This is a genomic window from Streptomyces roseolus, assembly GCF_014649855.1.
In the GTDB taxonomy this organism is placed as follows: Bacteria; Actinomycetota; Actinomycetes; order Streptomycetales; family Streptomycetaceae; genus Streptomyces; species Streptomyces roseolus.
Window position 1 is genome coordinate 1 of record NZ_BMTV01000013.1, and the last position, 12,396, is coordinate 12,396.

Sequence of the window (12,396 nt, forward strand, 5' to 3'; positions counted from 1 at the left end):
AAGATCTGCTCGAAGCCGAGGAACTTGACGATGCCGAGGTTCACCGACGGGTGGAAGCGCAGCCCGCCCTTGTAGGGACCGAGGGCGCTGTTGAACTCGACGCGGAAGCCGCGGTTCACCCGCACGCGGCCCCGGTCGTCCTGCCACGGGACCCGGAAGAGGATCTGCCGCTCGGGCTCGACGAGCCGCTCCAGGAGCCCGGGCTCGGCGTACTCGGGGCGGGCGGCGAGCACCGGCGCGAGGCTGTCGAGGACCTCGTGGACGGCCTGGTGGAACTCGGGCTGCGCCGGGTTGCGGTGCTCGATCTCGGCGCGCAGGGCGTCGAGCGCGGAGCGGGCGCTGCCGGCGGTGGTCTCGGCGGTGGGACGGGACGGCACGGAGTACCCCCTTCTGGCACGGCGGTGCGCGCCAGGGAAGCGGTGCGGAGCTCGGCGCCGTTGCCGAGCGTTGACGGGCGGCGTCCTCGCGCGCCCCCGCACCTGTGGGACCGCCGCCGGGCGCAGTGTTACATCCAGGTGAATGCACGCACCAGTAAGCATTCGGGACCGTCCGGGATGCGAGACGGCGGCGGTCCCCCGGGAGGCGCCCGCGGCGGCGGGCAACCCCGGCCCCGCTCCGGCCGTCTAGCCAGGGACCGACCTCGGGGGAAAGGGCCTTCCGCCGTGCACCGACCGTCCCGCCGCACGCTCCTGACCGCCGCCGTGACGGCGGCGGTCACCGCGGGCTGCTCCGTACCCGCCCCGAGCCGGGCCTCCCCGGCCGCGGACCCGGCGCCGGGAAAGCCCTTCGCCGGCGGGGAGCCGCGCCGCGCGCTGCTGCTCCAGATCGTGGCGCACCCGGACGACGACCTGTACTTCATGAACCCGGACGCGCAGCGGCTCCTCGACGCCGGGGTGCCGCTGGTCTCCGTCTACGTGACGGCCGGCGAGCACACCGGCGTCAACCGGATCAAGGGCATGCCGAGGACCCCGCCGGACCGGGCCGCGTACTCCTCCGCCCGCCGCCAGGGCCTGCGGCAGAGCTACGCCCGGGCCATCGGCCTGCCGCTCTTCACCCCGTGGCGGCGCGAGGCGCTGGCCCTGGGCGGCGGCCGGACGGCCGAACGGGCGGTGCTCGCGCACGGCGGGCGCCGGGTCGAGCTGGTCCACCTCGACCTGCCGATGCACACCCCGCGCCGGTACATGGCGCTGCCGGCGCTGTGGGAGGACCGGGGCCTGGAGCTGTCCGCGCACCGCTCGGCGGGCTCGCCGGTCGCGCGCCCGGGGTCGTACGACCACGAGGGCCTGGTCGCGGCGCTGACCGGGCTGCTGCGCCGCTACCGGCCCACCGTGGTGCACACCCTCGACCCGGACCCGGACGTCCAGCCGAGCCCCGAGGCGGTCCGTCGGCGGGACTCCGAGCAGCCGGGCCACTCCGACCACGGGGACCACACGGCGGCGGCCTGTTTCGCCTGGTCGGCCCTGGTGCGCTGGGTGGCGGAGGAGATACGGGCCGGGGCGCCGGTCCCGCTCTTCGCGGCGGCCGCCTTCCGCGGCTACTACAACCGCCACTGGCCGAAGAACCTGCCGCCGGACGTGCTGGCGGAGAAGGCGGCCCGGCTGGTGCCGTACGGCGGCGATCCGTCCTGGGCGTGCGGGAACCCCTCGGGATGCGGCGACTACGGCGTCGGCGGCGACCGGCCGCTGACCAACCGCAAGGGCTGGGTCCGCTCCACCCACCGCCGCTGGCCGGGTCCCGGCCTCGCGCTCGCCCCGGAGCCGGACGGCCGGCTCGTCGCGTACGGGGTGCTGGGGCTGCGGGCGGTGCGGTGGCGGGAGGCCGCGCCGGGGGTGTGGGACGGTCCCGAGGACCTGGGCGGCGGCCCGCTGGCGCCGGGGCTCGGTTCCGCGGTGCTGCCGGACGGGCGGGTGCTGCTCCTCGGGGTGCGGTTCGCGGCCCTGGAGGGCCGCGGCGGGCCGAACCGGCGGGAGGTGGTCCTCCTGGAGCAGCGCTCCCCCGGCGGCCCGTTCCTCGCGTGGCGCGGCCTCGGCGCCCCGGACGCGGGGGCGGACCGCAGCCGCCGGCTCGGCGTGCCGGTGGCGGTGGCGGCCCCGGACGGCCGGGTCCGGCTGTACCTGCGGAACGCGGCGCGGGGCGTCGCCGAGCGGGTCCGCGAGCCGGACGGCGGCTGGGGGCCGTGGCGGGCGCTGCCGGGGGACGCGGTGGTGCAGGACGGTCTCGGCGTCTCGGCGGACGCGGCGGGCCGGACCCATGTGTACGCGGCGGGGCGGGAGTCCGTACGCCACTGGGTGGACGGCCGGGAGGCGCCGGGCGCGCTGCCGCTGTCGGGTTCGACGGTGGCGAGCGCGGGCGGCGGGCTCTGGTTCCGGGCGCCGGCCTCGGCGCGGCTGACCGGCCCGGACGGCGGCGACGCGGGGCTGGACGGCCACGGGGCGGTGGCGGCGGCGCGCTCGGCGGCGCTCGGCACGGTGCTGCTCGGCACGGACGGGGAGGGCAGGGCGTGCGTCCGGTACGGCGGACGGCTGCGCACCCGGACGGAGGGGCCGCCGGCGGTGGCGGCCGCGCTGCACGTGGGCGCCGGCGGGGTGACGGTGGTGGGACTCGGCCCGGACGGCCGGCCCTGGTCCTGGCGGCCGTAGGAGTCGGCCGGGAACGCGAGAAGGCCCCGCACCTCGCGGTGCGGGGCCTTCCCCACTGCTAGCAGCTCGTACGAGCTACCAGGTCAGTTCAAGATCAGGCGTTGATCTTGACGACCTGGCCGGCGCCGACGGTCCGGCCACCCTCACGGATGGCGAACTTGAGGCCCTCCTCCATGGCGACGGGCTGGATCAGCTCGACGGACATGGAGGTGTTGTCGCCCGGCATGACCATCTCGGTGCCCTCGGGGAGGGTCACGACGCCGGTCACGTCCGTGGTACGGAAGTAGAACTGCGGGCGGTAGTTGTTGAAGAACGGGGTGTGACGGCCACCCTCGTCCTTCGACAGGATGTACGCCTGGGCCTCGAAGGAGGTGTGCGGCGTGACCGAGCCCGGCTTGATGATGACCTGGCCGCGCTCGACGTCCTCGCGCTTGATGCCACGGAGGAGCAGACCGACGTTCTCACCGGCCTGGCCCTCGTCGAGGAGCTTGCGGAACATCTCGATGCCGGTGACCGTGGTGGTGGTCTTCTCGGTCTTGATGCCGATGATGTCGACGGTCTCGTTGACCTTGAGGACACCACGCTCGATGCGGCCGGTGACGACGGTGCCACGACCGGTGATCGTGAAGACGTCCTCGATCGGCATCAGGAACGGCTTGTCGACGTCACGCTCGGGCTGCGGGATGGACTCGTCCACGGCCTTCATGAGGCCGAGGAGCTTCTCGCCCCACTCCTTGTCGCCCTCGAGCGCCTTGAGCGCCGAGACGCGGACGACCGGCAGGTCGTCGCCCGGGAACTCGTACTCGGAGAGGAGCTCACGGACCTCGAGCTCGACGAGCTCCAGGATCTCCTCGTCGTCCACCATGTCGGCCTTGTTCAGGGCGACGACGATGTACGGAACGCCGACCTGGCGGGCCAGGAGCACGTGCTCCTTGGTCTGCGGCATCGGGCCGTCGGTGGCGGCGACCACGAGGATGGCGCCGTCCATCTGCGCGGCACCCGTGATCATGTTCTTGATGTAGTCCGCGTGACCGGGGCAGTCGACGTGGGCGTAGTGACGCGACTCGGTCTGGTACTCGACGTGCGCGATCGAGATCGTGATACCGCGCTGGCGCTCCTCGGGAGCCTTGTCGATCTGGTCGAAGGCCGAGGCCTCGTTCAGGTCCGGGTACGCGTCGTGCAGCACCTTGGTAATGGCGGCCGTGAGGGTCGTCTTACCGTGGTCGATGTGACCGATGGTGCCGATGTTGACGTGCGGCTTAGTCCGCTCGAACTTCGCCTTCGCCACTGGGGTCCTCCTGGAGTGGTTCTGAACGCCTTGCTTCATCGGCGCCAGGTGATCTTTGCTGGGGTGCCGGCCGACAGGGGGTGTCCCTGTCGGGACGGCCCCCCATCGGTCGGTGACAAGCCTAAAGCGTGTGGACGCGGTGCGTTGAACGCGGTGCGTTACTCGCCCTTGGCCTTCGCGATGATCTCCTCGGCGACGTTCCGCGGAACCTCGGCGTAGGAGTCGAACTGCATGGAGTAGCTGGCACGGCCGGACGTCTTGCTGCGCAGGTCGCCGACGTAGCCGAACATCTCCGAGAGGGGCACGAGGCCCTTCACGACGCGGGCACCGGCCCGCTCCTCCATGGCCTGGATCTGGCCACGGCGGGAGTTGATGTCGCCGATGACCTCACCCATGTAGTCCTCGGGCGTGGTGACCTCGACGGCCATCATCGGCTCAAGGAGCACGGGAGAAGCCTTGCGCGCGGCCTCCTTGAAGGCCTGCGAACCGGCGATCTTGAACGCGAGCTCGGAGGAGTCGACCTCGTGGTAGGCACCGTCGAGAAGAATGACGCGGACGCCCGTCATCTCGTAGCCGGCCAGGATGCCGAACTGCATGGCCTCCTGCGCACCCGCGTCGACCGAAGGGATGTACTCCTTCGGGATGCGGCCACCGGTGACCTTGTTCACGAACTCGTACGACGCCTCGCCGCCCTCGATGGGCTCGATCGCGATCTGCACCTTGGCGAACTGACCGGTACCACCGGTCTGCTTCTTGTGGGTGTAGTCCACGCGCTCGACGGCCTTGCGGATCGTCTCGCGGTACGCGACCTGCGGCTTGCCGACGTTGGCCTCGACCTTGAACTCGCGACGCATGCGGTCGACGAGGATGTCGAGGTGGAGCTCGCCCATGCCACCGATGATGGTCTGGCCGGTCTCCTCGTCCGAGTGCACCTGGAAGGAGGGGTCCTCCTCCGCGAGACGCTGGATGGCGACACCCAGCTTCTCCTGGTCACCCTTGGACTTGGGCTCGATCGCGACCTGGATGACCGGCGCCGGGAAGTCCATGGACTCCAGGATGACCGGGTTCTTCTCGTCGCACAGCGTCTCACCGGTGGTGGTCTGCTTCAGGCCCATGACGGCGACGATGTCGCCGGCGCCCACCGAGTCGATCTCCTCACGCTTGTTCGCGTGCATGCGGTAGATCTTGCCGATGCGCTCCTTCTTGCCCTTGACGGAGTTCAGCACCGCGGTGCCGGCCTCCAGGCGACCGGAGTAGATCCGGACGAAGGTGAGCTTGCCCAGGTGCGGGTCGCTCGCGATCTTGAACGCGAGGGCGGCCAGCGGCTCGTCGTCGGACGGCTTGCGCTTGACGACGACCTCGGCGTCCTTGACGTCCTGGCCCTCGATGGCCTCGACGTCGAGGGGCGACGGCAGGTAGCGGACGACGGCGTCGAGCAGGGGCTGGACGCCCTTGTTCTTGAACGCGGTGCCACAGAACACCGGGGTGACCGTGGTGTCGCCGCCCTTGCCGGAGGCGATGGTGATGCGACGGATCGCGGTGTAGAGCTGCTCCTCGGTGGGCTCCTCGCCCTCGAGGAAGAGCTCCATGAGCTCCTCGTCGTTCTCGGCGACGGCCTCGACGAGCTTGGCGCGCCACTCGTCGGCGAGCTCCTGCTTGTCGGCCGGGATGTCGACGACGTCGTACATCTCGCCCTTGGTCGCCTCGGCGGACCAGACGAGGGCCTTCATCTTCACGAGGTCGATGACGCCCTGGAAGTCGGCCTCGGCACCGATCGGGAGCTGCATGACGATCGGGGTGGCGCCGAGGCGGCCCACGATCATCTCGACGCAGCGGAAGAAGTCGGCACCCGTGCGGTCGAGCTTGTTGACGAAGCAGATGCGCGGAACGCCGTAGCGGTCCGCCTGACGCCAGACGGTCTCGGACTGGGGCTCGACGCCGGCCACGCCGTCGAACACGGTGACAGCACCGTCGAGCACGCGCAGCGAACGCTCCACCTCGACGGTGAAGTCGACGTGGCCCGGCGTGTCGATGATGTTGATCGTGTGGTCGACGTTCTCGAGCGGCCAGTGGCAGGTGGTGGCAGCGGACGTGATCGTGATGCCACGCTCCTGCTCCTGCTCCATCCAGTCCATCGTGGCAGCGCCGTCGTGGACCTCACCGATCTTGTACGAAACGCCGGTGTAGAACAGGATCCGCTCGGTGGTGGTCGTCTTGCCCGCGTCGATGTGGGCCATGATGCCGATGTTGCGCACCTTGGCCAGGTCAAGCGAAGTGGTAGCCATAAGGCTTCAGTCTTCTCTCGGTCTCGATGGGGGTTGCGACTACCAGCGGTAGTGCGCGAAGGCCTTGTTGGACTCGGCCATCTTGTGCGTGTCCTCGCGCTTCTTGACCGAAGCACCCAGGCCGTTCGAGGCGTCCAGGAGCTCGTTCATGAGGCGCTCGGTCATGGTCTTCTCGCGGCGGGCGCGGGAGTAGCCGACGAGCCAGCGCAGCGCGAGGGTGGAGGCACGACCGGGCTTGACCTCGATCGGCACCTGGTAGGTGGCGCCACCGACACGGCGGGACTTGACCTCGAGAGCCGGCTTGACGTTCTCGAGGGCGCGCTTCAGCGTGACGACCGGGTCAGCACCGGTCTTCTCGCGCAGGCCCTCCATGGCGCCGTAGACGATGCGCTCAGCGGTGGAGCGCTTGCCGTCGAGCAGGATCTTGTTGATCAGCGACGTGACAAGAGGAGAACCGTAGACCGGGTCGATGATGACCGGGCGCTTCGGGGCGGGGCCCTTACGAGGCATTCTTACTTCTCCTTCTTGGCGCCGTAGCGGCTGCGGGCCTGCTTGCGGTTCTTGACACCCTGGGTGTCGAGGGAGCCGCGGATGATCTTGTAACGAACACCAGGCAGGTCCTTCACACGGCCGCCGCGCACGAGCACGATGGAGTGCTCCTGCAGGTTGTGTCCCTCACCCGGGATGTAGGCCGTGACCTCGATGCCGCTGGTCAGACGCACACGCGCGACCTTACGGAGGGCCGAGTTCGGCTTCTTCGGGGTGGTCGTGAACACACGCGTGCAGACGCCACGGCGCTGGGGCGAACCCTCGAGAGCGGGCGTCTTGTTCTTCTCGACCTTGTCCTGCCGGCCCTTCCGGACCAGCTGCTGGATCGTAGGCACTACTTCTCCGGTTTCTGTGTGCCGTAAGTACTACTAACCTGGAACATTCACCGACCCACGCGGTCGGGCGTGTCGGACCCGGTGGACCTTCCGCAGAGCGCGGAGAGGCGCGGATCACGGTGGCCGTTCTCGGACTCACCGTGCGGTTGTGGACACGCACAGGAGCCCAGGCACACCCCAGGCACAAGGCATGAGCGTACCTATCGCACGGACTGCGGTCAAAAGAAAAGCCCATGCCGCCGGTCCGGACGCCGGTTGGATCTTACCCCGCCCCTCATGAGGCACATTTCCGCCCCACTGTCAACCAAGCTCGTCAGGCCGCCAGGAAGCCACGAAGCGAGCGGGTCAGGGACTCGGTGAAGCGGACGCGGACGGGCTCGCCGACCCGGTCGAGCGAGAGGTACGGATTGAGGTCCTCCAACTCGACCAGGAGCAGCTCCCCCGCCCGGGTACGGCAGGCGTCGACGCGCTGGACGCCGTGGTCGAGGGTGTTCCACTCGACGAAACGGCGGGCGAAGGCGAGGTCCGCCCCGGTGGGCTCGTACGGCTCCAGGACCCAGCGGCGCTCGGGATCGGGGGCGTACAGCGCGTACTGGAAGACGTCGTCGACGAAGACGAAGGAGACCTCGTACGCGAAGTCGATCCGCGGCTGGACCAGGAGGTCGCCGTCCACCGTGAGGCCGGACAGCTCCTCGTACGGCAGGAAGCGCAGACCTATCGAATCGGCGCCGGCCTTCGGCTTGACCGCGTACTCCCCGGCCTCGGGGAGGCGCTTCAGGTCCTCGGCGCGGTCGACCGTGGGGATGACCGGGTACCCGGCCGCGGTGAGGTCGACGAGGTACTGCTTGCCGGCCATGTCTCCGCGCCCGTGGAGCGGGTTGTAGACGCGGGTGCCGAGGGCGGTGGCGCGCTCCCGGAAGTGGTCGTACGCCTCCTGGTGGTGGAGGACCGGGCCGCTGTTGCGGACGACGACGGCGTCGAAGGCCCCCATGAGGGCGGCGGCGTCACGCGGGTGGCAGAGCGCCAGGTCGAAGGAGGCTCGGAGCCGGGCGGTGAGGTCGATGTCCTCGTCGCAGTAACGGCGTCCGCGGGCCGGGTAGGCGAGGTCGGTGACGTAGAGCAGGCGGGGGCGGGGGGCGGGCACGGGCGGCTCCTCGGGGGTCTGGAAGGGCCAACCTACCGGGGGCCGGTGCCACGGAAGCCGGGCCCAGGGCGCCGGGCCCGGGCCCCGGGCGCCCTGGGCGCCGGAAGCCCGAAGGGCGGCCACCCCGCGCACGGGGTGGCCGCCCTTCGGTCAAGCGACTCGCTTACTGGTTGTACGGACCGTAGTCGTAGTCCTCCAGCGGAACGGCCTGGCCGGAGCCGGTGCCGAACGGCGAGTAGTCGAGGTCGTCGTAGCCGACGGACGAGTACATCGCCGCCTTGGCCTCCTCGGTCGGCTCGACCCGGATGTTGCGGTAGCGGGACAGGCCCGTACCGGCCGGGATGAGCTTACCGATGATCACGTTCTCCTTGAGGCCGATGAGGCTGTCGGACTTGGCGTTGATCGCCGCGTCCGTCAGGACTCGGGTCGTCTCCTGGAAGGAGGCGGCCGACAGCCAGGACTCCGTGGCCAGCGAGGCCTTGGTGATACCCATCAGCTGCGGACGGCCGGAGGCGGGGTGACCGCCCTCGGTGACCACACGACGGTTCTCCTGCTCGAACTTCGAGCGCTCGACCAGCTCGCCCGGGAGGAGCTCCGCGTCGCCGGACTCGATGATCGTCACGCGGCGGAGCATCTGCCGGATGATGATCTCGATGTGCTTGTCGTGGATCGACACGCCCTGCGAGTTGTAGACCTTCTGGACTTCGCCGACCAGGTGGACCTGGACCGCGCGCTGACCGAGGATCCGGAGCACGTCGTGCGGGTTGGTGGCACCCACGGTGAGCTTCTGGCCCACCTCGACGTGGTCGCCCTCGCCCACGAGCAGACGGGCACGCTTCGAGATCGGGTAGGCCGTCTCGTCGGTGCCGTCGTCCGGGGTGACGACGATCTTCTTGGTCTTCTCGGTCTCCTCGATGCGGACGCGACCGGCCGCCTCGGAGATCGGGGCGACACCCTTCGGCTGACGCGCCTCGAAGAGCTCGACGACACGCGGCAGACCCTGGGTGATGTCGTCACCGGCCACACCACCGGTGTGGAAGGTACGCATCGTCAGCTGGGTACCGGGCTCACCGATGGACTGGGCGGCGATGATGCCGACCGCCTCACCGATGTCGACCAGCTTGCCGGTGGCCAGCGAGCGGCCGTAGCAGAAGGCACAGGTGCCGACGGCGGACTCACAGGTCAGGACCGAGCGGGTCTTGACCTCCTCGACGCCCGCGTTGACCAGGGCGTCGATGAGCACGTCACCCAGGTCGACGTTGGCCGGCGCGATGACCTTGCCGTCCACGACGACGTCCTCGGCGAGCATCCGCGCGTACACGGAGGTCTCGACGTCGTCCGTCTTCCGCAGGACACCGGCCTCGTCCTTGGCCGCGATCCGCAGCTTCAGACCGCGCTCGGTGCCACAGTCCTCCTCGCGGATGATGACGTCCTGCGAGACGTCCACCAGACGACGGGTCAGGTAACCCGAGTCGGCGGTACGCAGGGCGGTGTCGGCCAGACCCTTACGGGCACCGTGCGTCGAGATGAAGTACTCGAGGACGGACAGGCCCTCGCGGAAGGACGCCTTGATCGGACGCGGGATGGTCTCGTTCTTGGCGTTCGACACCAGACCACGCATACCGGCGATCTGCCGCATCTGCATCATGTTTCCTCGGGCACCCGAGTCAACCATCATGAAGATGGGGTTCGTCTTGGGGAAGTTCGCGTTCATCGCCTCGGCGACCTCGTTGGTCGCCTTGGTCCAGATCGCGATGAGCTCCTGAGTGCGCTCTTCCTTGGTGATGAGACCGCGCTCGTACTGCTTCTGGACCTTCTCGTCCTGCTCCTCGTAGCCCTTGACGATGGCCTTCTTGGCCTCGGGCACGACGACGTCGGAGATGGCCACGGTGACGCCCGAACGGGTCGCCCAGTGGAAGCCGGCCGCCTTCAGGTTGTCGAGCGTCGCCGCCACGATGACCTTGGGGTAGCGCTCCGCCAGGTCGTTGACGATCTCGGAGAGCTGCTTCTTGCCCACCGAGTAGTCGACGAACGGGTAGTCCTCGGGCAGCAGCTCGTTGAAGAGCGCGCGGCCCAGCGTCGTCTTCAGACGGAACGAGTCACCCGTCTGCCACTCCGGCTCGCCCTCCTCCGCGACCGGGGGGACCCAGCCGCGCGGCGGAACGGTGCCGATCGGGAAGCGGATGTCGATCTGCGACTGCAGCGACAGCTCGCCGGCGTCGAACGCCATGATCGCCTCGGCCGTGGAGCCGAACGCGCGGCCCTCGCCCTTGACGTCACGCAGCTCGCCGTCGGTGGTGAGGAAGAACAGACCGAGGACCATGTCCTGGGTCGGCATCGTCACCGGGCGGCCGTCGGCGGGCTTGAGGATGTTGTTCGAGGACAGCATCAGGATGCGGGCCTCGGCCTGCGCCTCCGCGGAGAGCGGCAGGTGCACGGCCATCTGGTCACCGTCGAAGTCCGCGTTGAACGCGGTGCAGACGAGCGGGTGGATCTGGATGGCCTTGCCCTCGACCAGCTGCGGCTCGAAGGCCTGGATGCCGAGGCGGTGCAGCGTGGGCGCACGGTTCAGCAGGACCGGGTGCTCGGCGATGACCTCTTCGAGGACGTCGTACACGACCGTGCGGCCGCGCTCGACCATCCGCTTGGCCGACTTGATGTTCTGCGCGTGGTTCAGGTCCACCAGGCGCTTCATCACGAACGGCTTGAAGAGCTCCAGGGCCATGGCCTTCGGCAGACCGCACTGGTGCAGCTTGAGCTGCGGGCCGACGACGATGACGGAACGCGCCGAGTAGTCGACACGCTTGCCGAGCAGGTTCTGACGGAAACGACCCTGCTTGCCCTTCAGCATGTCGCTGAGGGACTTCAGCGGACGGTTGCCGGGGCCCGTCACCGGGCGACCGCGACGGCCGTTGTCGAAGAGGGCGTCGACCGCCTCCTGGAGCATCCGCTTCTCGTTGTTCACGATGATCTCGGGGGCACCGAGGTCGAGCAGACGCTTCAGACGGTTGTTGCGGTTGATCACACGGCGGTACAGGTCGTTCAGGTCGGAGGTCGCGAAGCGGCCACCGTCCAGCTGCACCATCGGACGGAGGTCCGGCGGGATGACCGGCACGCAGTCGAGAACCATGCCCTTGGGGCTGTTCGCGGTCTGCAGGAACGCGGAGACGACCTTGAGGCGCTTGAGCGCACGGGTCTTCTTCTGGCCCTTGCCGGTGCGGATGATCTCGCGGAGCTTCTCCGCCTCCTCCTCCAGGTCGAAGGACTCCAGGCGCTTCTGCAGCGCCGCGGCACCCATCGAGCCGTCGAAGTACGTGCCGAAGCGGTCACGCAGCTCGCGGTAGAGGAGCTCGTCGCCCTCCAGGTCCTGGACCTTGAGGTTCTTGAAGCGGGACCAGACCTCGTCCAGACGGTCGATCTCGCGCTGCGCGCGGTCGCGCAGCTGCTTCATCTCGCGCTCGGCACCCTCGCGCACCTTGCGGCGCACGTCGGCCTTGGCGCCCTCGGCCTCCAGCTCGGCCAGGTCGGACTCGAGCTTCTTGGCGCGGTTCTCCAGGTCGGAGTCGCGGCGCTGCTCGATCTGCTGGCGCTCGACGGAGACGTGGGCCTCCAGCGACGGCAGGTCGCGCGTGCGGCGCTCCTCGTCGACGAAGGTGATCATGTACGCCGCGAAGTAGATGACCTTCTCCAGGTCCTTCGGGGCGAGGTCGAGCAGGTACCCGAGGCGCGACGGGACGCCCTTGAAGTACCAGATGTGGGTGACGGGAGCGGCCAGCTCGATGTGGCCCATCCGCTCACGGCGCACCTTGGCGCGGGTGACCTCGACGCCACACCGCTCACAGATGATGCCCTTGAAGCGGACACGCTTGTACTTGCCGCAGTAGCACTCCCAGTCCCGGGTCGGACCGAAGATCTTCTCGCAGAAGAGTCCGTCCTTCTCGGGCTTCAGGGTGCGGTAGTTGATGGTCTCCGGCTTCTTGACCTCGCCGTGGCTCCACTGACGGATGTCGTCAGCGGTGGCCAGACCGATCCGGAGCTCGTCGAAGAAGTTGACGTCGAGCACTATGCGTCAATCCCTCTCAGGGTTGTAAGGCTGTGGGGTCTGATACGGGGGTCCTGGGGCCGGCGGACCTTGATCACTCAAGGTCCGCCGGAC

At 69.3% G+C, this 12,396-nt stretch carries 8 protein-coding genes; 1 reads left to right on the forward strand and 7 read right to left on the reverse strand.

Annotation, left to right across the window (positions count from 1 at the left end):
- A partial coding sequence (locus IE245_RS17020) for a Glu/Leu/Phe/Val dehydrogenase dimerization domain-containing protein (RefSeq protein WP_373305340.1) occupies nt 1-377 on the reverse strand: 377 nt, incomplete at its 3' end.
- 177 nt (nt 378-554) lie between these two features.
- Between IE245_RS17020 and IE245_RS17025 the strand changes: the two genes are divergently transcribed.
- Entirely contained in the window at nt 555-2,639 is a 2,085-nt protein-coding gene (locus IE245_RS17025) for a PIG-L family deacetylase (protein ID WP_189948284.1), read from the forward strand.
- A gap of 94 nt (nt 2,640-2,733) precedes the next feature.
- On the opposite strand, the gene tuf is transcribed toward IE245_RS17025, so the two are convergent.
- The 6 genes from tuf to IE245_RS17055 form a co-directional block, all read right to left on the reverse strand.
- Nucleotides 2,734-3,927, reverse strand: a complete 1,194-nt coding sequence (tuf, locus tag IE245_RS17030; RefSeq protein ID WP_031012088.1) for an elongation factor Tu — start codon at nt 3,925-3,927, stop codon at nt 2,734-2,736.
- Nucleotides 3,928-4,085: 158 nt separating this feature from the next.
- A complete protein-coding gene (fusA, locus tag IE245_RS17035; RefSeq protein ID WP_189948286.1) occupies nt 4,086-6,212 on the reverse strand; it encodes an elongation factor G in 2,127 nt (708 codons plus the stop codon).
- Between the two features lie 39 nt (nt 6,213-6,251).
- Nucleotides 6,252-6,722: a 30S ribosomal protein S7 gene (gene rpsG / locus IE245_RS17040; RefSeq protein WP_030494244.1), complete on the reverse strand. Its 471-nt coding sequence runs from the start codon at nt 6,720-6,722 to the stop codon at nt 6,252-6,254.
- Nucleotides 6,723-6,724: 2 nt separating this feature from the next.
- The gene (rpsL, locus tag IE245_RS17045; RefSeq protein WP_003948652.1) at nt 6,725-7,096 is read right to left on the reverse strand and encodes a 30S ribosomal protein S12; all 372 of its coding nucleotides are present in this window, start codon (nt 7,094-7,096) and stop codon (nt 6,725-6,727) included.
- A gap of 313 nt (nt 7,097-7,409) precedes the next feature.
- Nucleotides 7,410-8,240, reverse strand: coding sequence for an ATP-grasp domain-containing protein (locus tag IE245_RS17050; RefSeq protein WP_189948287.1), 831 nt, complete (start codon nt 8,238-8,240; stop codon nt 7,410-7,412).
- Between the two features lie 163 nt (nt 8,241-8,403).
- On the reverse strand, nt 8,404-12,303 hold the full coding sequence (locus tag IE245_RS17055) for a DNA-directed RNA polymerase subunit beta' (protein WP_189948288.1): 3,900 nt from the start codon (nt 12,301-12,303) through the stop codon (nt 8,404-8,406).
- Between the last annotated feature and the right edge of the window lie 93 nt (nt 12,304-12,396).